This window comes from Streptomyces sp. NPDC001492, assembly GCF_053597275.1.
Genome location: NZ_JBSFHW010000032.1, coordinates 100,050 through 124,206 on the forward strand (window position 1 = coordinate 100,050; position 24,157 = coordinate 124,206).

At 71.0% G+C, this 24,157-nt stretch carries 17 protein-coding genes; 10 read left to right on the plus strand and 7 right to left on the minus strand.

Annotation, left to right across the window (positions count from 1 at the left end; all coding sequences use genetic code 11):
* Positions 1-19: 19 nt before the first annotated feature.
* Complete coding sequence (locus ACWC1K_RS33680) at positions 20-562, minus strand: hypothetical protein (RefSeq protein WP_450836737.1); 543 nt, start codon at positions 560-562, stop codon at positions 20-22.
* 416 nt (positions 563-978) lie between these two features.
* Between ACWC1K_RS33680 and ACWC1K_RS33685 the strand changes: the two genes are divergently transcribed.
* The 5 genes from ACWC1K_RS33685 to ACWC1K_RS33705 are packed head-to-tail and all read left to right on the plus strand — an operon-like array spanning position 979 to position 8,976.
* Positions 979-3,909 carry a nitrate- and nitrite sensing domain-containing protein gene (locus ACWC1K_RS33685; RefSeq protein ID WP_450836720.1) on the plus strand — a complete coding sequence of 977 codons (2,931 nt, stop codon included), beginning with the start codon at positions 979-981 and terminating at the stop codon, positions 3,907-3,909.
* Complete coding sequence (locus ACWC1K_RS33690) at positions 3,906-4,343, plus strand: roadblock/LC7 domain-containing protein (RefSeq protein WP_450836721.1); 438 nt, start codon at positions 3,906-3,908, stop codon at positions 4,341-4,343. Before ACWC1K_RS33685 ends, ACWC1K_RS33690 begins: the two co-directional genes overlap by 4 nt.
* 9 nt (positions 4,344-4,352) lie before the next feature.
* Positions 4,353-4,748, plus strand: a complete 396-nt coding sequence (locus tag ACWC1K_RS33695) for a DUF742 domain-containing protein (RefSeq protein ID WP_450836722.1) — start codon at positions 4,353-4,355, stop codon at positions 4,746-4,748.
* Between the two features lie 24 nt (positions 4,749-4,772).
* Positions 4,773-8,390, plus strand: coding sequence for a hydantoinase B/oxoprolinase family protein (locus tag ACWC1K_RS33700; protein WP_450836723.1), 3,618 nt, complete (start codon positions 4,773-4,775; stop codon positions 8,388-8,390).
* Positions 8,371-8,976, plus strand: coding sequence for a GTP-binding protein (locus ACWC1K_RS33705; RefSeq protein WP_450836724.1), 606 nt, complete (start codon positions 8,371-8,373; stop codon positions 8,974-8,976). The genes ACWC1K_RS33700 and ACWC1K_RS33705 overlap by 20 nt, the downstream gene beginning before the upstream one ends.
* A gap of 76 nt (positions 8,977-9,052) precedes the next feature.
* Here the strand turns inward: ACWC1K_RS33705 and glpK are convergent, their stop codons facing one another.
* The 4 genes from glpK to ACWC1K_RS33725 form a co-directional block, all read right to left on the minus strand.
* Entirely contained in the window at positions 9,053-10,564 is a 1,512-nt protein-coding gene (glpK, locus tag ACWC1K_RS33710; RefSeq protein ID WP_450836725.1) for a glycerol kinase GlpK, read from the minus strand.
* A 484-nt stretch (positions 10,565-11,048) separates the two neighbouring features.
* Positions 11,049-12,701, minus strand: coding sequence for an EAL domain-containing protein (locus ACWC1K_RS33715; protein WP_450836726.1), 1,653 nt, complete (start codon positions 12,699-12,701; stop codon positions 11,049-11,051).
* A 107-nt stretch (positions 12,702-12,808) separates the two neighbouring features.
* Positions 12,809-13,999, minus strand: a complete 1,191-nt coding sequence (locus ACWC1K_RS33720) for a lipid-transfer protein (RefSeq protein WP_450836727.1) — start codon at positions 13,997-13,999, stop codon at positions 12,809-12,811.
* On the minus strand, positions 13,996-14,421 hold the full coding sequence (locus ACWC1K_RS33725; protein ID WP_450836738.1) for a Zn-ribbon domain-containing OB-fold protein: 426 nt from the start codon (positions 14,419-14,421) through the stop codon (positions 13,996-13,998). Before ACWC1K_RS33725 ends, ACWC1K_RS33720 begins: the two co-directional genes overlap by 4 nt.
* A gap of 98 nt (positions 14,422-14,519) precedes the next feature.
* Here ACWC1K_RS33725 and ACWC1K_RS33730 point away from each other — a divergent pair, with 98 nt between their 5' ends.
* Together ACWC1K_RS33730 and ACWC1K_RS33735 are read left to right on the plus strand one after the other, a co-directional pair.
* Complete coding sequence (locus tag ACWC1K_RS33730; protein WP_450836728.1) at positions 14,520-15,329, plus strand: M15 family metallopeptidase; 810 nt, start codon at positions 14,520-14,522, stop codon at positions 15,327-15,329.
* A 47-nt stretch (positions 15,330-15,376) separates the two neighbouring features.
* Positions 15,377-15,913 (plus strand): NUDIX domain-containing protein, encoded by a 537-nt coding sequence (locus ACWC1K_RS33735; RefSeq protein WP_450836729.1) that lies wholly within the window; start codon positions 15,377-15,379, stop codon positions 15,911-15,913.
* Position 15,914: 1 nt separating this feature from the next.
* On the opposite strand, the gene ACWC1K_RS33740 is transcribed toward ACWC1K_RS33735, so the two are convergent.
* Entirely contained in the window at positions 15,915-18,281 is a 2,367-nt protein-coding gene (locus ACWC1K_RS33740; protein ID WP_450836730.1) for a glycoside hydrolase family 31 protein, read from the minus strand.
* A gap of 214 nt (positions 18,282-18,495) precedes the next feature.
* On the opposite strand from ACWC1K_RS33740, the gene ACWC1K_RS33745 reads away from it, so the two are divergent.
* Positions 18,496-20,463, plus strand: a complete 1,968-nt coding sequence (locus ACWC1K_RS33745; RefSeq protein ID WP_450836731.1) for an acetoacetate--CoA ligase — start codon at positions 18,496-18,498, stop codon at positions 20,461-20,463.
* Positions 20,464-20,473: 10 nt separating this feature from the next.
* On the opposite strand, the gene ACWC1K_RS33750 is transcribed toward ACWC1K_RS33745, so the two are convergent.
* Complete coding sequence (locus ACWC1K_RS33750) at positions 20,474-21,793, minus strand: aminotransferase class I/II-fold pyridoxal phosphate-dependent enzyme (RefSeq protein ID WP_450836732.1); 1,320 nt, start codon at positions 21,791-21,793, stop codon at positions 20,474-20,476.
* Positions 21,794-21,904: 111 nt separating this feature from the next.
* On the opposite strand from ACWC1K_RS33750, the gene ACWC1K_RS33755 reads away from it, so the two are divergent.
* Both ACWC1K_RS33755 and ACWC1K_RS33760 read left to right on the plus strand, forming a co-directional pair.
* On the plus strand, positions 21,905-23,119 hold the full coding sequence (locus ACWC1K_RS33755) for an MFS transporter (protein WP_450836733.1): 1,215 nt from the start codon (positions 21,905-21,907) through the stop codon (positions 23,117-23,119).
* A gap of 22 nt (positions 23,120-23,141) precedes the next feature.
* The gene (locus ACWC1K_RS33760) at positions 23,142-24,035 is read left to right on the plus strand and encodes a hypothetical protein (RefSeq protein ID WP_450836734.1); all 894 of its coding nucleotides are present in this window, start codon (positions 23,142-23,144) and stop codon (positions 24,033-24,035) included.
* The last annotated feature ends 122 nt before the right edge of the window (positions 24,036-24,157 follow it).

The following is a 24,157-nucleotide window of genomic DNA, read 5'->3' on the forward strand; positions in this document are numbered from 1 at the left end:
GGGTCACCCCTCAGCTTCGTCAGGGGTGCGACAACTGCCCTGCTCCGCCCCGCCGCTGTATCCGCTGCTGGGCGCGCTCGGCGGCCCGCGCCTGCCGCCGTGCCTTTCGCCGCTCGCGCCGCAGGGCGCGGGCGGTGCTGCTCGGGACCGACACCACGCCGTTGCGCTGGTTCCACACCTGGCGGGTCACCCAGACGTCGAGCGCGGCCCACGTCGCCGCCACGGTGCTCGCCACGCTGCTGAGGACCATGGGGAAGGCCAGCCATGATCCGGCCAGAGTGCACAGGAACGCCACCATCGCCTGGAGCAGCGTCACGGCGATGATCAGTACCGCGCGCACCGCGGCCGTACGCACCGGATCGGGCATACGGCGCCGCCGCGCGGGCTCCTCGATCCACAAGGGCCGGTAGTGCCGCTGCTCTTCCGCCGTGGCGCGTTCACCGGGGCTGGGCCCGCCCCTGCGCGCCGGAATGTCGTGATCCAGTGCCTCGGGGCTCTGCCGCACCGTCAGGTGCTCCGCATCGCCCGCCGTGGGCGCCTCGTACCGCTCCGCCGTGCCCATCAACGTGTCACTCCCCACCGCCAGCAGACCCCGTCCGTGTTCGAACACACAGCTCCCCAGTGGCTGCCCGGCTTGCGCTGTTTTACGCCGCCCGGTTGCGGGATGCGGCTCGTGTGGCCGATTCCGCCCCCATTTCCCGAAGAGAAGGACGAACAACGTGCTCCGAAGATTCCCAGGAAACGAAAAATTCTGGCCAACTGACCGCCCCCGCCGACCGGATCCGTACCCAAGGTCACCGTACGAACTCGGGCGGCAATCTCCCGCAATGCCCGGACAACTGCCCATCTCACCGAGCCAGTGCGGAAGTTCAGCCGTCGGACGGGTCTTCGAGTTAACTGTGCGTCGGTAGTAGGCTCGCGCCGTTTGTTGACGCACATGTGTACCCCCGGCCGGAGGGGGACGAGCTGGGGGAGGCCATGCGCTTTCGCGGGAAGTCGATCCGCCGGAAGATCGTGGCGCTGCTTCTCGTGCCGCTGGTGTCCCTCACCGCGATCTGGGGATTCGCCACGGTACTCACGGGACGGGCGGTCACTCAGCTGTTCGAGGTGTCCACAGCCGTCAAGGACATGGGCTACCCCATCGAGGACACCGTCCGCGTCCTCCAGCAGGAGCGTCGGCAGACCCTCGTCTATCTCGCCGACCCGCGGGCTTCGGACGCGCTCGCCGCGCTCCGCAGCACCCGCCGCGCCTCCGACGAGGCCATCGCCAAGGTCCGCAGGAACGCGAAGGACCCCGACGTCCGCGACGGACTGAGCGAGGGCGACGACGAACGCCTCACCGCCGTCCTGGACGCCTTCAATGGCGTCGACTCCCTGCGCAGCAGCGCCGAGCAGGGCACGGTGACCCGCGCCGAGGCCCTCCACCTCTACAACCGCCTCGTGGACCCCTGCTACGCCTTCCTGGCCGCCCTCGACGCGGTCGACAACGTGGAGATGGACCGGCAGGCCCGCGCGCTGGTCAACATCTCCCGCGCCCGCGAACTCCTCTCCCGGGAGGACGCCCTGCTCGGCTCCTCCCTGGTGGTCGGCACACTCACCCGCCAGGAGGTCCGCGAGGTCTCCGATCTGGTCGCGCAGCGCACTCAGTTGTACGACATCAGCCTGCCGGTGCTTCCGTCGGCCGAAAGTGAACGCTACGCCCGGTTCTGGAAGAACGCCGCCACCGCCCCGCTGCGCTCGGCCGAGCGGTCCGTCGTCGACTCCGGCGCCGGCACGCCCCGTTCGGTCAGCGCCAAGAGCTGGGACGCCGACGCGGACAGCGTCCTCACCGCACTCGCCACCCTCGACGACCAGGCCGGTGACCGCCTGCAGGACCGGGTGCAACCTGTCGCGATGAGCGTCATCGTCAAGGCGGCCGTCGCCGGAATCCTGGGTCTGGTCGCCGTGGTGCTCTCGCTCGTGGTCTCGGCGCGCATCGGCCGCACTCTCATCCGCGACCTGCGTCAACTGCGCCTGGAGGCCCACGAGGCGTCCGGTGTGCGGCTGCCGAGTGTCATGCGACGCCTGTCCGCCGGCGAACAGGTCGACGTGGAGACCGAGGTCCCCCGCCTCGAGTACGACAAGAACGAGATCGGCGAGGTCGGCCAGGCCCTCAACACCCTGCAGCGGGCAGCCGTCGAGGCCGCCGTCAAGCAGGCCGAACTGCGCGCCGGGGTCTCCGAGGTGTTCGTCAACCTCGCCCGCCGCAGCCAGGTCCTGCTGCACAAGCAGCTCACCCTGCTGGACACCATGGAACGCCGGACCGAGGACACCGACGAACTCGCCGACCTGTTCCGCCTCGACCACCTGACCACCCGTATGCGGCGGCACGCCGAGGGTCTGGTGATCCTCTCCGGCGCCGCCCCTTCCCGGCAGTGGCGCAGGCCCGTCCAGCTCATGGACGTCGTCCGGGCCGCCGTCGCCGAGGTCGAGGACTACGAACGCATCGAGGTCCGCCGGCTGCCGCGGATCGCCGTCACCGGCCCGGCCGTCGCCGACCTGACCCATCTCGTGGCGGAACTCCTGGAGAACGCCACGGTGTTCTCTCCGCCGCACACGGCCGTCCAGGTCCTGGGCGAGCGGGTCGCCAACGGCTTCACGCTGGAGATCCACGACCGCGGCCTCGGCATGGCGGCGGACGCCCTTCTGGACGCCAACCTCCGGCTCGCCGAGACACCGGAGTTCGAGCTGTCCGACACCGACCGGCTCGGACTGTTCGTGGTCAGCCGGCTCGCCCAGCGGCAGAACGTCCGAGTCTCCCTGCAGCCGTCCCCGTACGGCGGCACCACCGCGGTGCTGTTCGTCCCCGACGCGCTGCTCACGGACGACGTACCGGACACCAACGGCATCGGCTTCCGTCTCGACCGGCCCCACCGCGCGAAGGAGGCCGAGCTGGAGGAGCGGCCGGGCAACGCGCTCTCCCGGACGCCGGCGCAGCTTCCCGGTCTGCCCGCCGGGATCCTGGACGGCCCGGTCGAACTGGAGGCACCGGTCGACCTCGACGCCATCGAGGACTTCCCCGGCGCGCTCGACGACGAGGACAGCGAACGCGGCGGGCTCTTCCGCCCTCGTCGCTCCATCGCGCTCGCGCAGGACGAGACCACCGGCGGCAGCGGTGCCCCGCTCCATGGCGAGCCCGACCTCAGCGAACCGGTCCGCAGTGACGCCGACGACGACATGGACGCGCCCGTCCCGCTGCCCCGCCGCCGTACGCCCAAGCTGGTCAGCTCGCACGGACGCCCGGTCACCGAGCAGCGCTCGTGGCGCGCGGATCCCGCCGAGGAGCCGCCGCCGGGTCCGGGACGCCCCGAGCCGGAAGCCGCCGCTCCCTTGCCCTCCCGCCGCCGGGCCGAGCAGCCGCCGACCGGGCGGGGCCAGGGCCGGTCCGAGCAGGAGTCCGCGCCCCCGCTGCCGACCCGGCGGCGCGGCGCCTCACCGCTGCGCCCGGGCACCGGCGGGAACGACCGGTCTGCTGAGCGCGCCCCATCCGCTGGACCCGAGTCAGGGGGCCGCGGCGGGAGCCCGCAGCCCCCCGCCCTGCCCATGCGCAGCCGCCCCACCGCGATCGCATCGAGCGGCCGGGACACCGCCGGCCCGCAACCCGGCGCCGCACCGCAGGAGGCAGGCCCCGGGGCGGGCCCCCTGCCCCGGCGCGTACGGCAGGCCAACCTGGCACCGCAGCTCAAGCAGAGCGCCCAGCGGCGTACGGAGGACGGCCCGGAGCTCGTGGAGCGGGACGCCGACGAGGTACGCAGCCGTATGGCCTCGCTCCAGCGCGGCTGGCAGCGCGGCCGTGACGAGAACGCCGCGGGCGACGACGCCCACAGCGGCACAGCACCACAACGAACGACAAAGGGGGACGGTCGATGACCGCACCGAAGGCGAGCGGCCACACCGACACCGGCAAGCACGGGGAGCTCAACTGGCTCCTGGACGACCTGGTGGACCGTGTGGCGAGCATCCGCAAAGCCCTCGTGCTCTCCGGCGACGGCCTGCCGACGGGCGTGTCCAAGGACCTGACCCGGGAGGACAGCGAACACCTCGCCGCCGTCGCCTCCGGATTCCACAGCCTGGCCAAGGGGGTGGGCCGGCACTTCGAGGCCGGAAACGTCCGGCAGACCGTCGTGGAGCTGGACGACGCCTTTCTCTTCGTGACGGCCGCCGGCGACGGCAGTTGCCTGGCCGTGCTCTCGGACGCCGACTCGGACGTCGGCCAGGTCGCCTACGAGATGACGCTCCTCGTCAAGCGGGTCGGTGTGCATCTGGGGGCCGCGCCGCGCACCGATCTGCCCGCAGGCGGGTAGTGGGATGTCATGAGCGCTGACGGTCAGGGAAGAAGCCACTGGTTCGACGACGAAGCCGGTCCGGTCGTCCGTCCGTACGCGATGACGCGCGGCCGCACCACCAGTGCGGGCCAGCACCGCCTCGACCTGATCGCGGTGGTCGTCACGGAGCCCCAGGCGGACGATCCGGACGCCGACGCGACGCTGTCCCCGGAGCACGTGGACATCGTGGATCTGTGCCGAGAGGCTCCCCAGTCGGTCGCCGAACTCGCCGCCGGACTCGATCTGCCGATCGGAGTGGTGCGGGTTCTCGTCGGTGATCTCGTCGCCGGGGAATTCGTCCATGTGACGCGGCCGGTGCCCCCTGCCGAACTGCCGGACGAGAGTATTCTGCGCGACGTGATCAACGGCCTCCGGGCACTGTGAGAGGCGCGGAAGCGGGGTACGGACATGACAGGCTGGCAGTTCTGGGTCGACCGCGGCGGCACATTCACCGACATCGTCGCGCGGCGCCCGGACGGCCGCCTGCTGACGCACAAGCTGCTGTCGGAGAACCCGGCGCGCTACTCCGACGCGGCGGTCGCGGGCGTACGCCAACTGCTGGACGGCTCCCAGGACCCCGTCGAGGCCGTCCGGATGGGGACGACGGTCGCCACCAACGCCCTTCTGGAGCGCAAGGGCGAACGCACGCTGCTCGTCGTCACCCGGGGCTTCCGTGACGCGCTGCGCATCGCCTACCAGAACCGGCCGCACATCTTCGCCCGCCGCATCGACCTCCCCGAACTGCTCCACGAGCGCGTCGTGGAGGTCGACGAGCGCATCGCCGCGGACGGGACCGTCCTGCGCGCCCCCGATCTGGACGCCCTCCTCGTCCCCCTCCAGGAGGCGTACGAGGACGGCATCCGCGCCGTGGCCGTCGTCTGCATGCACAGCCATCTGCACCCCGCCCACGAGCAGGCCGTGGGGGAGCTGGCCGCACGGGTCGGATTTCCGCAGATCTCGCTGTCCAGCGAGGTCAGCCCGCTGATGAAGCTCGTGCCGCGCGGGGACACCGCGGTCGTCGACGCCTATCTGTCGCCCGTACTGCGCCGCTACGTCCAGCACGTCGCCGACGAACTCCAGGGCGTACGGCTGATGTTCATGCAGTCGAACGGCGGGCTCGCCGAAGCCGGGCAGTTCCGCGGCAAGGACGCCATCCTCTCCGGGCCGGCCGGAGGCATCGTCGGCATGGCCCGGATGTCGCAGCTGGCCGGCTTCGACCGCGTCATCGGCTTCGACATGGGCGGCACCTCCACCGATGTCTCGCACTACACGGGCGAGTACGAGCGCGTCTTCACCACACAGATCGCGGGCGTCCGGCTGCGCGCCCCCATGCTGGACATCCACACCGTCGCAGCCGGTGGCGGCTCCATCCTCCACTTCGACGGCTCCCGCTACCGCGTAGGGCCGGACTCGGCGGGCGCGGACCCGGGACCCGCCTGCTATCGCGGCGGCGGCCCGCTCACCGTCACCGACGCCAACGTCATGCTGGGGCGGATCCAGCCCGCCCACTTTCCCAAGGTGTTCGGGCCGGATGGCGACCAGCCCCTCGACGCGGCGCTTGTCCGCGACCGCTTCACCGCCCTCGCCCGCGAGATCCGCACCAGGGCCGGGGACGACCGCACCCCCGAGCAGGTCGCCGAGGGATACCTGCAGATCGCTGTCGCCAACATCGCCAACGCCGTCAAGCGGATCTCCGTCCAGAAGGGCCACGACGTCACCCGCTACGCCCTCACCACCTTCGGCGGCGCGGGCGGCCAGCACGCGTGCAAGGTCGCCGACTCGCTCGGCATCCGCACCGTCCTCGTACCACCCATGGCGGGTGTTCTGTCCGCGCTCGGCATCGGCCTCGCAGACACCACCGCCATGCGCGAACAGTCCGTCGAGGCACCCCTGGAGCCGGCGTCCATGCCCGCCGTCCTGAAGACGGCCGACGACCTGGAAGGAGCGGCCCGCGCGGAACTCCTCGCCGAGGACGTCCCCGAGGGCCGCATCCAGGTCACCCGCCGCGCACAGTTGCGCTACGACGGAACGGACACCACCCTCACCGTCGAGCTGACCGAGCCCGACACGATGCGTCACACCTTCGAAGAACGTCATCGCGCCACGTACTCCTTCACGCTCGACCGCCCGATCGTCGTCGAAGCCCTCTCCGTCGAAGCCACCGGCATCACTGAACCCCCCGATCTCTCCGCCCTCGCCCCGTACGAAGGCCGCACCGCCACCCCGGACACCGTGCGCCTGCACACCGGCGGCGCCTGGCGCGACGTCCCCCTCCACCGCCGCGAGGACCTCCCTCCCGGCGAAACCGTCACCGGCCCCGCGATCATCACCGAGGCCAGTGCGACGACCGTCGTCGACGACGGCTGGCAGGCCGTGGCACGAGACGACGGGCATCTGGTCATGGAACGTGCGGTGATTACGGAGAGTTCCGACCTCGGCACAAAAGCCGATCCGGTTCTCCTCGAGGTCTTCAACAACCTCTTCATGTCGATCGCCGAACAGATGGGCGCCCGGCTGGAGTCCACCGCTCAGTCCGTCAACATCAAGGAGCGGCTCGACTTCTCCTGCGCCCTCTTCGACCCGGACGGAAACCTGGTGGCCAACGCGCCGCACATCCCCGTCCACCTGGGCTCCATGGGCACCAGCGTCAAGGAGGTCATCCGGCGCCGGGGCACTTCGATGCGGCCCGGTGACACGTACGCCGTCAACGACCCGTACCACGGCGGCACCCACCTGCCGGACGTCACGGTGATCACCCCCGTGTTCAGCACGCAGGGTGACCGAATCCTCTTCTACGTCGCGTCACGCGGCCACCACGCCGAGATCGGAGGCATCGCCCCGGGCTCCATGCCGGCGGGCAGCCGCACCATCGACGAGGAAGGCATCCTCTTCGACAACTGGCTCCTCGCCGAGAAGGGCCGCTTCCGTGAGGCGGAGACCCTCGGCCTGCTCACCGGGGCGCCCTACCCCTCCCGCAACCCCAGGACCAACCTCGCCGACCTGCGCGCCCAGATCGCCGCCAACCAGAAGGGCGTCGACGAAGTCGCCCGTATGATCGAGAACTTCGGCCTCGACGTCGTGCAGGCCTACATGAGGCACGTCCAGGACAACGCCGAGGAGGCCGTGCGACGGGTCGTCGACGCCCTGGACGACGGCGAGTACGCCTACGAGACCGACTCGGGCGCCGTCATCCGCGTACGCGTGCGCGTGGACCGCGAAAACCGCCGCGCGACCGTCGACTTCACCGGAACCTCCCCCCAGCTGGCGAGCAACTTCAACGCCCCCTTCGCCGTGGTCAACGCGGCCGTCCTGTATGTGTTCCGCACCCTCGTTGCCGACGACATCCCGCTCAACGACGGCTGTCTGCGCCCCCTCGACATCGTCGTCCCGCCCGGCTCCATGCTCGCGCCCGAGCCGCCGGCCGCGGTGGTGGCAGGCAACGTCGAGACCTCCCAGGCCATCACCGGTGCGCTCTACGCGGCCCTCGGCGTCCAGGCCGAAGGCTCCGGGACCATGAACAACGTCACCTTCGGGAACGAGCGGCACCAGTACTACGAGACCGTGGCCTCCGGCTCCGGCGCGGGCGACGGCTTCCCGGGCGCGCCCGTCGTGCAGACCCACATGACCAACTCGCGGCTCACCGACCCCGAGGTCCTGGAGTGGCGGCTGCCCGTGCAGCTCGACGAGTTCGCCGTCCGGCACGGCAGCGGCGGCTCCGGCCGGTGGCGGGGCGGGGACGGCGCGGTGCGCCGCATCCGCTTCCACGAGCCCATGACGGTCTCCACCCTCTCCCAGCACCGCAGGGTTCCGCCCTACGGCATGGCGGGCGGCAGGCCCGGTGCGCTGGGCGCCAACCGGGTGGAGCACGCGGACGGCACGGTCACCCCGCTCGCCGGAAGCGACTCCGCGGACGTCGGCCCAGGCGACGTGCTCGTCATCGAAACCCCCGGCGGCGGAGGCTATGGACCGCCGTCGTCCCACCCCCAGCAAGCAGGAGAAGAGATCGATGATCTTCGGGCGTTCTGAGCGCGGGAAGCCTCCGGTCGAGCCCGTCACGCTCAAGATCCTGGTGGCCGGCGGTTTCGGCGTGGGCAAGACCACCCTCGTCGGCGCGGTCAGCGAGATCAGGCCGTTGCGCACCGAGGAGCTGCTCACCGAGGCCGGACGGCCCGTCGACGACACGAGCGGCGTGGAGGGCAAGCACACCACCACCGTGGCCATGGACTTCGGCCGCATCACCCTCCGTGAGGACCTGGTGCTGTACCTGTTCGGCACGCCCGGGCAGGAGCGGTTCTGGTTCATGTGGGACGAGCTCTCCGAGGGCGCCCTCGGAGCCGTCGTGCTCGCCGACACCCGCCGCCTGGAGGACTGTTTCGCCGCGGTCGACTACTTCGAGCGGCGCTCCATACCCTTCCTCGTCGGCGTCAACTGCTTCGAGGGCTCGGCCCGATACCCGGCCGACGACGTCCGCCAGGCCCTCGACCTGGACGAGGACGTACCGCTCGTGCTGTGCGACGCCCGCGACCGCGAGTCCGTCAAGGAGGTCCTCGTCGGCGTGGTCCAGCACGCCATGGCATACGCGGCCGACCGCCGCCAGACCGTCACCACCTGAACCATGTGCGCGGCCCGTACCCCCGCCGACCGGGGTACGGGCCGCAGCCGAAGGGCTCACGCACGCGCGCGTGGGCCTAGTTCTCGCCGTCCTCCTCCCAGGCGAAGCTCTTCTCCACGGCCTTGCGCCAGTTGTGGTACTGGCGGTCCCGTACGGATGCCTCCATGGCGGGCGTCCACTCGACGTCCTTCTGCCAGTGGGACTTCAGCTCGTCGAGGTCGTTCCACACGCCGGTGGCGAGCCCGGCAGCGTACGCGGCGCCGAGGCAGGTCGTCTCGGAGACCTTCGGGCGCACCACCGGAACATCGAGTACGTCCGCCTGGTGCTGCATGAGCAGGTTGTTCTTGGTCATGCCGCCGTCCACCTTCAGGGTGGTGATGTGCACCCCGGAGTCCTGGTACATGGCGTCCACGACCTCGCGCGTCTGCCAGCTCGTCGCTTCGAGCACGGCCCGGGCCAGGTGCGCCTTGGTGACGTAGCGGGTCAGGCCGGTGATGACACCGCGCGCGTCGGAGCGCCAGTACGGCGCGAACAGGCCGGAGAAGGCGGGCACGATGTACGCTCCGCCGTTGTCCTCGACACTCGCCGCCAGGGGCTCGATCTCGTCGGCGGTACGGATGATGCCCAGCTGGTCGCGGAACCATTGCACGAGGGCACCCGTGATGGCTATGGACCCCTCCAGACAGTAGACAGGCGCCTCACTGCCGATCTTGTAGCCCATGGTCGTCAGCAGGCCGTTCTTCGACGCCACCGGCCGGTTGCCGGTGTTCAGCAGCAGGAAGCTGCCCGTGCCGTACGTGTTCTTCGCCGTGCCCACGTCATAGCAGGCCTGCCCGAACACGGCCGCCTGCTGGTCGCCGAGGGCCGACGCGACCGGCACCCCGGCCAGCTGACCCACGGCGGTGCCGTACACCTCGGCCGAGGACCTGATCTCGGGGAGGACGGCTTCGGGGATGTTCATCGCGGAGAGGATGGACGGGTCCCACTGGAGGGTTTCCAGGTTCATGAGCATGGTGCGCCCGGCATTGGTGACGTCCGTGACGTGCTGTCCGCCGTCGGTGCCGCCCGTCAGGTTCCAGATGAGCCAGGAGTCGATGGTGCCGAAGGCGATCTCGCCGTTCTCGGCCCGGGTCCTGAGCCCGGGGACGTTGTCCAGCAGCCAGGCGGCCTTCGGCCCCGAGAAGTAGGTGGCCAGCGGCAGTCCGGTCTGCTCGCGGAAACGGTCCTGCCCGTCCGAGCCGCCGAGCTGGTTGGTCAGCGCCGCGGTGCGGGTGTCCTGCCACACAATGGCGTTGTGCACGGGTTTGCCCGTCGCGCGGTCCCACAGGACCGTGGTCTCGCGCTGGTTGGTGATGCCGAGTGCGCTGAGCTGGTCGGCGCGCAGCCCGGCTTTGGCGATCGCTCCGGCGACCACCGCCTGCACCTTGGACCAGATCTCCGTGGCGTCGTGCTCCACCCAGCCGGGCTTCGGGAAGATCTGGCGGTGTTCGCGCTGGTCGACAGCGACGATCGCGCCGTCCTGGTTGAACACGATGCAGCGGCTGGACGTGGTGCCCTGGTCGATAGCGGCGACGAACTTGTCCGTCATGACGTCCCCTTCGTCGTTCCTTCAGAAGGCTGCTTTGGATCAGAGGGCTGCTGGGAGGACGAGCCCGGAAAGCACCCCGCCGATCAGCGGTCCGACCACCGGGTTCCACATGCCGCGGCCTTCGCCGTGGGTGTCTGCGTTGCTCATGGCGGCTCCTAGGCCCTGTCCCGGGGTGATCGACCCCGGTTCTCGGTGCAGGGTGCGTTTTCCCGTGGCGACTTCAGCCGAAGGCAGGGAAGCTCCCGCGCCCCGCCCGGCGTCCGTGACGAGCGTGCCGTCGCAGCCGAATCGCCCGTGGGGGAACGGGCCTGTCTTCAGGCGGGGCCCGCGCGGCGCGTGCCTGGATACACCGTGTATGTGCGGCGATGTCGACTGACACCGGAAGTGTTCACCGGCGCCCACAGAGCGTCAAGGTCGCCGACACCAACGGTGACAGCCGCCGTTGTACCCGAGCGAAGGAGAGACGGTCGGTCGGTTACGACGATCAGCCTAGGCCGGGTTCCGCCACCGCGCACCCGGCCTGGGCGGGAGCCGTCCCCGAGCCGCGCCGGATCTCGTGGCCCGGCAGGCCCGCCCGGCCCAGCACCCAGCTCGCCCCGTGCAGCGATTTCGCGGCCTTTTTCAGCGGCGCGAGCGACGCGGCGGCCTCCCGGTGGTCCGTCACACTGCCCGGCGGGCACACGACTGTGGCCAGGGACAACGTGACGGGGCGCCCACCCGCCGACCAGGGCGCGTCCAGCACCGCAGTGGCCAGCGGATCCAGCCACTCCGGTTCGGCGAGCACCAGGAAGTCGTCCCCACCGATGTGGCCGACGCGAGTGTTCCCGGACGCCGCATGTTGCAGTGCCCGCCCCACCGAGCGGATCAGCTCGTCCCCTGCCGCGAACCCGGCCCCGTCGTTGACCTGCTTGAAGTGGTCCACGTCCAGCCAGCTCAGCGCGAAGGGCCGGCCGTCCGCGATGCGGCGGTCCACCTCGCCGGTGATCGCGTCCGAGCCGGGCAGCCGGGTGAGCGGATTGAGCCCGGCCGCCTCCTCGACCCGGCTCTCGGCCAGTGCCCGCACGAGGTCCGCGAGCCGCACGACACCCACGCACCGCCCGGCCCGGTCCACCACCGCGACATCGTCCGAGGTGCGGCCACGGTCACCGACGGCCACCACGTCCAAGACCTCCCAGGCGGTGGCGTCGACGCCCACCGTCCGCGGCGCGTCCCCCAGCTTGGCGGCGGGCCGGTCGGCGTACAGCGCATGTCCGTAGCGTCCGGACATCGACAGCAGGAAGCGTGAGCGGTGCACCGACCGGACGGGCCTTCCGTGCGCGTCCACGAGCAGCACGCCCGACACCTCGGGAGCCCCGGTCAGCAGTGCCCGTACCTGACCGGCCGACGCGGTGGCGGGCAGCAGCGCGGCGGGCCGTACGAATTCCAGCACCGAAGGCCCCGACCTCGGGACTGGCGCGACGCCGGGGGAGCGGGGCGGAAGGTAGACGCCCGCCGCGGGCAGCCGGGCCGGCGGTGCGAACAGGTCGCCCTGCGCCAGCTGAGCACCCGCCGAGACCGCTGCCGCGTACTGCAGTTCCGTCTCCACGCCCTCGACGGACAGGAGCGCTCCCAACTGCTCGCACAGTGTCCGCATCGCCTTGACCGCGGCCGGCCGTGCCAGCAGCGACGCATCCAGTTTCACCAGCTCGGGCTCCATGTCGGTGAGCAGCCGCAGCGGTACGTCCCCGTCGCCGACGCCGTCCGCACTGATCCGGAAGCCCTGCGCCCGCAGCGCGCTCACCGCCTCCAGCAGCGCCTGCTGCGGGACGTGCGTGTACGGCGGCCCGATGTCGATCGTCACCTCCCACGGCAGCCGTCCCGCCTCCCGCACGGCGGTGTGCAGCGGCGTGAGGCCGCCGAGATCGGCCAGGGTGCCCGCGAACACGTTGACGTGCAGCGGCAGCAGCGTCTCCTTGCGAGCGGCCGCACGGACGGCCAACACCGCCAGCCGGCCGTCGAGTTCGGGGTCTCGACGGGCCTCGGCCAGGATGCCGCCGGACTCCGGGCGGGCGAGTATCTCCAGCCCTGCGACCCCTCCGGTGGTCAGATTGACCACTGGCTGGAAGGCGAAGCGGAGAGTATCCGTCCAGGAGTGCACGGGAGCATGATGTCTCTGCCGGCGCACCCCCAGGCCCAGTTCATAAGACGTTCACGCAGGATTCCGGGCCGATCACTCAGCGTGCAAGAAAGGGCTTGCGTCGCCGCCTACCGCAGCGCGACGACCGCCGACCCGTGCCCGAACAGTCCCTGGTTCGCCGAGATGCCCACACGCGCCGCCGCCACCTGCCGCTGACCCGCCTGCTGCCTCAACTGCCAGGTCAGCTCGCACACTTGGGCAATCGCCTGAGCGGGAACCGCCTCTCCGAAGGAGGCCAGCCCGCCGCTCGCGTTCACCGGTATTCGCCCGCCCAGGGCCGTCGCCCCCTCCCTCAGCAGCTTGGCGCCCTCTCCCGGCCCGCACAGCCCCAGATCCTCGTACCACTGCAACTCCAGGGCGGTGGACAGGTCGTATACCTCCGCGAGGGACAGGTCCTCGGGGCCGAGGCCCGCCTCCTCGTAGGCCGCCCGCGCGATCGACGCGCGGAACGTGTCGGCGGCAGGCTCCACCGCCACCGCGGAGTCCGTCGCGATGTCCGGCAGATCAAGGACCGTGTTGGGGTAACGAGGTGTCACCGTGGACACGGCCCGGATCCGCACCGGCCGGCTCGCTCCGTGCCGACGTGCGAATTCCATGCTCGACAGCACCAGGGCCGCGCCTCCGTCCGAGGTCGCGCAGATGTCGAGCAGCCGCAGCGGATCGGCGACCACCGCCGAGGCGGCGACCTCCTCGGCGGTGACCCGCTTGCGGTAGCGCGCGTTCGGATTGAGCGCCCCAAGGACCGAGTTCTTCACCTTGACCTGCGCGAAGTCCTCCGCGGTGTCGCCGTGCACGGCCATGCGGCGGCGCGCGTACAGCCCGAAGTACGTCGGATTCGTCGCCCCCAGCACCCGGAAGCGCAGCCAGTCCGGATCGTCGGGCCGGTCCCCTCCCGCCGGGCGGAAGAACCCCTTGGGCGCCGCGTCGGCGCCGACCACGAGGACCACGTCCGCGAGTCCCGAAAGGATCTGCGCCCGCGCGGTGTTGACGGCCTGCGCCCCGGAGGCGCACGCCGCGTACACGCTCGCCACCCTTGCCCCCTGCCAGCCCAGAGCCTTCGCGAAGGTCGCCCCCGCCACATAGCCCGGATAGCCGCCCCGCACGGTGTCGGCGCCGACGACCGAGCCGATGTCGCGCCACTGCAGCCCGGCGTCGGCGAGCGCCGCACGGGCCGCCGCAGCGCCGTACTCGACGAAGCTGCGCCCCCATTTGCCCCACGGGTGCATGCCCGCGCCGAGCACCGCCACCTCACCTGTCATGCCCCCACCCCCGTCGGCCGCCAGTGCCAGGTCGTCCAGACCGTCTCCGTGTCCTCATGGAGCACGCCCGGGACGACCTCCACCTCCATGCCCACCGTCAGGTCGGCGACGGTGACCCCGGGAGCCGCCTGCCCCAGCACCACGATCCGCTCGGACTCCAGCTCCACAGCGATCAACGCGTACGGCTCCCACGGAAGTTCCGGATTGGTCACATAGGGTGACGGTGGCCGGTACCGGCTGTCGGTGTACGACCAGATGCGCCCGCCCCGGGACAGCGGGACCTCCTCCAGAGCTCCGCCCGCGCATCCGGGATTCCGGCAGTGGCTGTCCTCGCGGGGGAAGAACACCGAACCGCACGATGTGCAGCGGGTGCCGAGGAGCCTGAAGCCGTCCCCGTCGCCGGTGAACCATCCGTCGACCACGGGCATGCGTGTACGAGACAAAGCCCCTCCCTGGCATACGATCTGACGGAACGTCAGAAGTGTGTCACGGGCACCCGGAATTGGGCAGGGCAGGAGACATGACACGTCTCTCCAGCGCAGTACGCGGTCTGATCACCGCACTCGCCGCCCTGCTGGCCGTGACCGCCGCCTCCGCCCCCACCAGGGCCACGACGGACCCCAGGGCGCCGAAGGATTTCGTGGCCCTGAGAACCGTGGACCCGACGATCATCCAGGAGATGCGCTACTTCACCCCGCACAACTTCGTCGGCGGGCGCATCGACGGCTACCGGCAGCCGATCTGCCTCCTCACCCGGCCGGCCGCCGAAGCACTCCACAAGGCCCAGCTGAGGCTGCTGCACAAGGGCTACACCCTCAAGGTCTACGACTGCTACCGGCCGCAGCGCGCCGTGAACCACTTCGTCCGCTGGGCCGAGGACCTCGACGACCAGGCGATGAAGGGCGAGTTCTACCCGAACGTCGACAAGACCCGTCTGTTCGAGGACGGCTACATCGCGCAGAAATCCGGCCACAGCCGCGGCTCGACCATGGACCTCACGATCGTGAAGCTCCCCGCGAAACCGACCCGGCCGTACCACCCGGGAGAGCCCCTGGTGCCCTGCTACGCCCCCAAGGACGAGCGCTTCCCCGACAACTCCGTCGACATGGGCACCGGCTTCGACTGCTTCGACACCCTCGCCCACACCCTCGACCCGCGTATCCAGGGCGAACAGCGCGCCAACAGGCTGCTCCTCAAGACCACCCTGGAAGGGCTCGGATTTGTGAACCTCGCCGAGGAGTGGTGGCACTACACGTACAAGCCCGAGCCCTACCCGGACACCTACTTCGACTTCCCCGTCTCCTGGAAGTCGCTCACCAGCGCCAACTGAGCCGCCCCCCGAAGACGCCCATCATCTGATCGGATACATTCCGCTTCGTGTCCGAAACTCATGCCTCCACCCCCAACTCCGCGCCCGGCTCCCACTGTTCGAGCTGCGGAGCGCCCTACGGAGAGGGCGTCTCCGGCTGGCCCCGCACCTGCCCGGTCTGCCACGCGGTGGCCTACCGCAACCCACTGCCGGTGGCCATCGCGCTCCAGCCCGTGTACGACACGAAGGGCACCGCCCTGGTCGTCATCACCCGAACCGTCGCCCCCGCGCGCGGAGGCATCGCGTTGCCCGGTGGTTACATCGACGACCGCGAGGACTGGCGGCAGGCCGTCGTCCGCGAGCTCAAGGAAGAGACCGGTATCGACGCGGCCGGCCGCGACGTGCGGCTCGTCGACGTCATGAGCTCACCCGACGGGCACCTGCTGCTGTTCGGACTCCTTCCGGAGCGGCCGGCCGAAGGCCTCCCGCAGTCCACGGCCACCGACGAGACGGAGGGCTGGCACCTCCTGCGCAGGCCGGAGGAGCTCGCCTTCCCCCTGCACACGCTCGCCGTACGGGCTTGGTTCGAGGGCCGGTACGTCTGAGTCAGCCCTCCTTCAGGCCTCGCACACGCACCGGGTAGGGCGGCTCGCTCGTGCCGCCCTCGCCCTGCCGCTCGACGATGAGCCGCCGTCTCGTCCAACGGGCGACGTAGCGCTCCAGTTCCGGCTCGTCCCATCCGTCACCCGCGTCCTGCACCACCAGCCCGCCCCCGCTCCGTCCCCGGGCGGGTGCCCAGACCTCCAGCTCCAGTCCGCCGTCGTCCCCCCGCACGGGGACGACCGCACCCGCGCGCGCGAGCACCGGAATCCGCGACAAGGGGGCGTCGAGGAGCACCTGCCCCGGCCCCTCGTACACCTGCTCCGTCACCGTGTCGTACCAGCGCCCCCGGGGCAGCTGCACCGCCCGCCGGTCCGCGCCCGGGCCGAGCACCGGCGCCACCAGCAGATTGTCGCCCAGCAGGAACGCGTCCTCGCAGTCGCGCAGCGCACGGTCCTCGGGCGCCGCCCACCACAGCGGCCGTACATAGGGCGCTCCGGTGCGCCGGGCCAGATGCGCGAGCGTCACGAAGTACGGCAGCAGCCGACGGCGTTCGACGAGCGCCACGCGCGCGTGCTCCAGAACTTCGGCACCGAACTCCCAGGGCTCCCGGCGCCCCGCCCGCAGACTCGCGTGCGTGCGGAACAAAGGCAGGTACGCGCCCAGCTGGAGCCAACGCAGATACAGCTCGGGCGACGGGCTCCCGTCGAAACCGCCCACGTCCGGCCCCGAATACGGCACACCGCACAGCCCAAGCCCCATGACCAGCGACAGTGAGGCCCGCAGCCCGGGCCAGCCGGTGGCCACGTCACCGGACCACGTTCCTCCGTAGCGCTGCAGGCCGGCCCAACCGGAACGCGAGAAGATGAACGGCCGTTCCTCGGGGGCCAGTTCACGCAACCCCTCGTAGGCGGCCCTGGCCATGCCCAGCGCGTAGACGTTGTGCGCCTCCCGATGGTCTCCGCCCCGTCCTTCCAGCGAGTGCCTCGCCGAACGCGGCAGCGTCGACTCCCCGAAAGCGGCGAACGAAGTGGGCTCGTTCATGTCGTGCCAGAAACCCGAGAAACCCTGGGCGAGCCGCTCCTCGTACAGACCGCCCCACCACGCACGCACGCGCGCGTGCGTGAAATCCGGGAAGACCGTCTCTCCGGGCCACACGACCCCGCGCACGAGCCGCCCCGAAGCGTCACGCACGAACGCGTCCACGGCGGCCCCGCCCGCGAACACCGCGTTGTCCTCCGCGGCCTTGACCGCGGGGTCGACGATCGACACCAGCCGGATCCCGTCCCGGCGCAGCTCCTCGGCCAGCACCGGCAGCTTCGGAAAGCGCTCCTGGTCGACCGTGAACACCTGGTGCTCGTCGTAGTGGTCGATGTCCAGATGGACGGCGTCGAGCGGCAGCCCGCGCTCCTGGTAGCCGGAGACGATCCGCCGCACCTCCTGCTCACTGCCGAAGCCCCAGCGCGCGTGGTGATGACCCAGCGCCCACGCGGGCGGCAGCGCGGGCGCACCCGTCAGGGACGCCCAGGTGAGCAGCACGCGCGCGGGGGTGCCCACGATCACCCAGCAGCGCAGCGGGCCGCCGTCCATCCGCAGCTCGCACGTCCCCGCCCGGTCGTGCCCGGAGCCGGCACCCTCCTCGCCCTCCCGCAGCGTCACCGTGCCGTCCCACGAGGTGTCGTGGAACACCAGATGCGTCGCCGCGTCGGCCACCACCAGCTGCACCGGCATCGTGAGGTACAGCGGATCCTCTCCGGGACCGAACGCGCGCCCAGGGTCCGTATTCCACAGGCGGTACGTTCCTTCGCGCAGCCGCGGGCCCGATGCCCGACCGCCGAGCCCGAAGAACCGCGCGTCCGCGGCCGTCTCCGAGCGCTGCATCCAGCGTGCGGTACCGCCCCCGGCCGGCTCCCACCACCGGGGCGGCAGATCACGGCGCAGGGGCACGCCTCCGGGGGTGAGCACCTCGATCGCGCCGTGCCGCGAGACGACGACCGTCACCCGCTCGGCCACGACCCGCCAGCCGCCGTCCTTGTCCGGCTCCAGGACCACCCGGGGATCCGGCTCAGGACAGCGGCCCGGGAGAGCGTACGACGGCTCGGGAGAGGCCCCGTCCCAGCCCCAGAAGACGGCCCCGTTCACCGCGACGAATATGCGCAGCTCGGACCGGCTGAACCGGACGATGCCACCGCCCGGACCGGGCTCCACCTCCTGCACGGTCCCGGGCACCCGGGCACGCTCGGCACCCCGCGACGGCAGCGCGGAGGCATCGGCACGCCTCCTGCGCCACGCCGCCCTCACGGTACGCAACCCCTGGGCCGACCGCACCGAACCGACCACCCTTATCGAACGCACCAGGTCACGACCGTCCATGCTGCTCACCCTGCCATTGACCGCCCCACGCGCGCGTGTCGTTCAACTGCCGTTCACCCGTGCCGGGACCACATCTTCACGACGCGGACTATGTGGGGCCCGCCCTGGTGCAGAAGTCGATCACATGGCATCGTCCGTGTCAGCCGCGTCACGCGCACACCCCAGCTCGTGCGCGACCGACGCATACGACGCGCACAGTCCCGGGAGCCGCCCCATGTCGACCGTGAACCCCCAGCCGCTCTGGCAGCCAGATCCGGAACGCATCGCGCAGGCGCAGGTCACGAAGTTCCAGGCCTGGGCGGCCGAGCAGCACGGCGCTCCCGCCGAGGGCGGCTACGCGGCACTGCACCGCTGGTCCGTCGACGAACTGGACACGTTCTGGGAAGCCGTCACCCAGTGGTTCGACGTACGGTTTTCGACGCCCTACGCGCGCGTACTGGGCGACCGTTCGATGCCGGGCGCCCAGTGGTTCCCCGGGGCGACTCTCAACTACGCCGAGCACGCCCTGCGCGCAGCCGACACCCGCGCGGACGAACCGGCCCTCCTGCACGTCGACGAGACACACGAGCCGCGCCCGGTGACCTGGTCCGAGCTGCGCCGCCAGGTCGGCTCCCTGGCCGCCGAACTGCGCGCCCTCGGAGTACGCCCCGGAGACCGCGTCAGCGGCTACCTCCCGAACATCCCGCAGGCCGTCGTCGCCCTCCTCGCCACGGCCGCCGTGGGAGGCGTCTGGACATCCTGCGCCCCCGACTTCGGCGCCCGCAGCGTCCTGGACCGCTTCCAGCAGATCGAACCGGTCGTCCTGTTCGCCGTCGACGGCTACCGCTACGGCGGCAAGGAGCACGACCGGCGCGACATCGTCGCCGAGCTGCGCCACGAACTGCCCACGCTGCGTGCCGTCGTCCACATCCCCCTTCTCGGCACCGAGCCCCCCGCAGGGGCGCTGGAGTGGTCCGCCCTGACCAGCGCGGACGTGGAACCGGTCTTCGAGCAGGTCGCCTTCGACCACCCCCTCTGGGTGCTCTACTCCTCGGGCACGACCGGCCTGCCCAAGGCGATCGTCCAGTCCCAGGGCGGCATTCTGGTCGAGCACCTCAAACAGCTCGGCCTGCACTGCGACCTGGGCCCCGAGGACCGTTTCTTCTGGTACACCTCGACCGGCTGGATGATGTGGAACTTCCTCGTCTCCGGCCTCCTCACCGGAACGACGATCGTGCTCTACGACGGCAGCCCCGGCTTCCCCGACACGGGCGCCCAATGGCGCATCGCCGAACGGACCGGAGCCACCCTCTACGGCACTTCGGCGGCGTACGTCATGGCCTGCCGCAAGGCCGGCGTCCACCCGGCCCGCGACTTCGACCTCTCCCAGGTGCAGTGCGTCGCCACCACCGGATCACCGCTGCCGCCCGACGGGTTCCGCTGGCTGCACGACGAGGTGCGCGACGATCTGTGGATCGCATCCGTCAGCGGCGGCACGGACGTGTGCTCCTGCTTCGCGGGAGCCGTACCGACCCTCCCGGTGTACATCGGCGAGCTCCAGGCACCCGGCCTCGGAACCGATCTGCAGTCCTGGGACCCGACCGGCAAGCCCCTGATCGACGAGGTCGGCGAGCTCGTGGTCACCAACCCCATGCCGTCGATGCCGACCCGCTTCTGGAACGACCCCGACGGCAGCCGCTACCACGACAGCTACTTCGACACCTACCCCGGTGTATGGCGCCACGGCGACTGGATCACCGTCACCTCCCGCGGCTCGGTCGTCATCCACGGCCGCTCCGACTCGACGCTCAACCGCCAGGGCGTGCGCATGGGCTCGGCCGACATCTACGAAGCCGTCGAGCGCATCCCAGAGATCAGGGAATCCCTCGTCATCGGCATCGAACAGCCCGACGGCGGCTACTGGATGCCCCTCTTCGTGCATCTCGTTCCCGGCGCCGCCCTGGATGATGCCCTGCTGGCCCGGATCAAGCAGACCATCCGCGAGCAGCTCTCGCCGCGCCACGTCCCCGACGAGATCATCGAGGTCCCCGGCATTCCGCACACCCTCACCGGAAAGCGCATCGAGGTCCCCGTCAAGCGCCTCCTCCAGGGCACTCCGCTGGAAAAGGCCGTCAACCCGGGCTCCATCGACAACCTGGATCTGCTGCACTTCTACGAGGATCTCGCCCGCAAACGCGCCTGACGCGGACCTCTCAACCGCCGTAGGTGGCCTCGGACTCACCGAGCACGGCAGCGAAATCCGAGGCCAGCCGCCCCGCGTCCACCGGCTCCAGTTCGGCCACGGAGATCCGCACCCCTGGGGGCGACGAGGACCGGAACCGGGCCCCGGCGGCGACCCACCAGCCGTACGAGCGCAGCCCGTTCACCACGGCCGACTCGTCCTGCACGGGCACCCACAGGTTCATCCCGCTGGCTCCGCACGCAGGAATGCCGCGATCTCCCAGCTCACGCAGGAGTGCGCCGCGGCGCTCCTCGTACGTGTCCTGGGCACGCGCCACCAACGCGCGCGTGGCGGTGTCTGTCAGCAACCCGTGCACGGTCTCCTGGAGGAGATGACTGACCCATCCGGAGGTGAGCAGCAACCGCCCGTCGTGGCGGGCCAGGGTCGTCGCGTCACACGCGGCCGCCGCCCACCGCAGGTCGGTCCCGAGGAACTTGCTCACCGTGCGCACATGCACCCAGCGGGTCAATCCGCTCCCGGTCAGTGAGTGCAGGGACGCGGCGGCGACGGCCGACGCGTGGTCGTTCTCGACGACCAGCACGTCAGGCTCGTCCCCGAGCACGTCCACGAGTGCGTCCCGGCGTGCCGGGGAGAAGCAGCCACCGTACGGGTTCTGCGCCCGAGGACTGCACACCACAGCCCGCACACCCGCCCGCAGCGCCCCCCGCAGGGACTCGGGCCGCATACCCTCGTCGTCCACGGCCACCGGCACGATGCGCAGCCCCAACGCGGTGATCAGGTCCAGCAGATGGTGATACCCCGGGTCCTCCATCGCCACGGCGTCGCCGGGGCGCAACTCCACGGACAGCAGCCGCCCGATCAGATCCAACGCCCCATGCGCGAAGGTCACATGCTCCACGGGGACCCCATCGGCCCCCATCCAGTCACGCGCGGCGTCCTCCAGCCGCGCAAGCCTCGGCGTCGAACGGTGCGACCGGGCACCGGGGGACAGCCGTGACGGCGGTACGAGAGAGGGCAGCAGGGCGGGATCCGGATGTCCACCGGACAAGTCCCGCAGCCCCTGTGGGACCTTGGGCGGCCGCCGTGACGCCACCGCGGGGGCCGGGGCCACCACGGTCCCGCCACGCCCGCGCGTGACGACGATGCCCCGCCGGCGCAGCTCCTTGTAGGCGGTGGCCACGGTGCCGGGGCTGACCCCGAGGTCGTCCGCGAGCCGCCGCACGGGCGGCAGCGCGGCCTCGGGCCTCAACGACCCATCCGCCACGGCCCGTTCGACGGACGCCGCAATTCCCTTGGCCGTCGTACCAGAGATCCCATATTGTGTTGCCACGTTGGAAATTATGTATCAGTACATAACTGAAGGCAAGGGGGAGCAGTGCATCCGATGCGCCGCGCAGCCGCATGGTCGAGCCGCATACCCGGAGGGCGTGACGGACGCAGAATGCTCACCATCGCCCTCGTCGACCGCATCGGCAGCGGGTTGTGGGCGTCCGTCTCCGTCCTGTACTTCACCTACGTCTCGGGTCTCTCCGTCCCCCAGGTCGGCACGCTCGCCGCAACCGCCGGAGCCATCGGCATCGCCGGAGCGCCCCTCGGGGGCCGCATCGCCGACCGATTCCCGCTCACCCGCGTTCTGCTCGCCGTCCAACTCCTGCGCGCACTGGCCTCCCTGGCGCTCCTCACCACGAACGACTACGCCCTGCTCCTCGCCTTTTCCGCGGTCGGCAGCCTCGGAGACCGCGCGGCGAGCGTCCTCACCAGGCTCTACGCCACCCGCGTGGCAGGACCCGACCGCGTCCGCTACCAGGCCGTCCACCGCACCATCGCCAACGCGGGCTGGGCCCTGGGCGGTCTGGCCGCCGCGGCAGCCCTGGCCCTCGGCACCACCTCCGCCTATCAGTGGCTCCTCGCCGGTGACGCCCTCTCCTTCCTCGCCTCCGCCCTCCTCACCCTGCGCTGCGGCGAGCCCCCGTCCGCCTCCCGCACTGTCGCCACCTCGAAGACCCCAGCCCCCGCGACCAAGACGGCCGGGGCCAACCCCTGGCGCGACCGCACCTACCTCGCCTACGTCGCCACCGAAACCGTTCTCTTCCTCGACGACGCCGTCTTCAAGGTCGGCCTTCCGCTGTGGATCGCGCACGCGGGCACCGCACCGCACGGCCTCGCGCCCCTGCTCCTGGTCCTCAACAACGTGATGGTGGTGGCCCTCCAGGTCCCCCTGGCCCGTTTCGGGACCACCACTGCGGCCGCCCGCGCGCTCCTGCTCCCGCTGTCAGCCGCCTTCGCTCTCGGCGGCATCGCCATGGCGCTCTCGGCCACCGGAGGAACCGTCACCGCGACCCTGCTCCTCACGGTGTCGGCTGTCGCCTTCACCGTTGCCGAGATGCTCCACGCCACCATCTCCTGGGAACTCTCCGTCGCCCTCGCCCCCGGCACCGCGCAGGGCGCCTACCTCGGCGTGCACGGCCTGGCCCAGTCCGCCCAACGCAGCGTCGGGCCACTGGCCGTCACCGCGGCCATCACCACCGGCCCGGCCGGCTGGCTGACCTTCGGCGCCATCATCGGCCTGACCTGCCTGATTCAGCACCACCTGGTCCGTGATCGCCTCGCGCGGGCGCCGTTGTCAGTGCCGACGGTTACTGTGAGTGAGCATTGATCGACCGCGCACAGGGGGAAACATGGCGCACAACGACCACCAGACCATGCGACGCGACCTGCGTCGCGAAATCGCGGGCACCATCGGCCTGCTGACCGACGAGCACGACTTCCGTGCCATGCGGCGCTACCGCAGCTTCGCCTTCGACAACCACAAGAGCTACCTCCAACAGGTCGAGGCGCTCCTCAAGACACGCGCCTCCCAGGGCAGCCACACCACCGTCGCCCTCTTCGACCCGCAGGAGTACGCAGAATTCTGCGCCGACACGGGCCTCGACCCCGATGTCCAGTCCAGCCGCACCCGCTTCACCGCCGAACTGGCCACCACAGGACCCGTGCTCCCCTACGAGGGCCAGCCCCTGGCCGACCTGGTCCCCGCCCTTGTCGACGAGGCCGTCCGACAGGCGACCTGGGAGTACGCGTCCACCCTCCTCGCCCGCCTCGGTGCCTGCGCCTCCTGCGGCGAGGACATCGGGCGCGCCGCCTTCACCCGCGCCTCCCACCTTCTCGTACGCATCCTCGACACAGCAGGGGCAGGCAACCGCCACCTCGTCTGCAGTGTCACGGCAACACCCGAGACACTCCTCTCCGTCCTCCACGCAGACGAGGACGACGAGGGCGCCATCCAACTCGACGAGGCCGAAGCCCTCGAATTCACCACGGTCCTGGCTCTCGGCATCGCCACCCAGAGCCCGGGCGGACTCGTCATCCGCACCAGCGCCCCCGGCACCACCGACCGCGTCTACGGCTGGCGTCTGCGCGGGGAGGGCCTCGAACCCCTCACGGCCGGCGAGGTGTTCGACGCCTACTGCACCGACATCGAATCCGGAGACCTGATCTCCCCGGAATCGGACGTCGACTACTGCGTACCGCCGGACCTCGGGGAGGAAGGACAGACACCGGGGCACCGCCATTGACAACAGAAGGGGGGGGGGCCCCCCGGGGGGGGGGGGCCCCCAAAAACACCCCCGCGCACAAAAAAACACCCCCCCCCCCTGGCGCACTCCCCGCCCCACCCCCCCCCCCCCCGCTCGGGGCG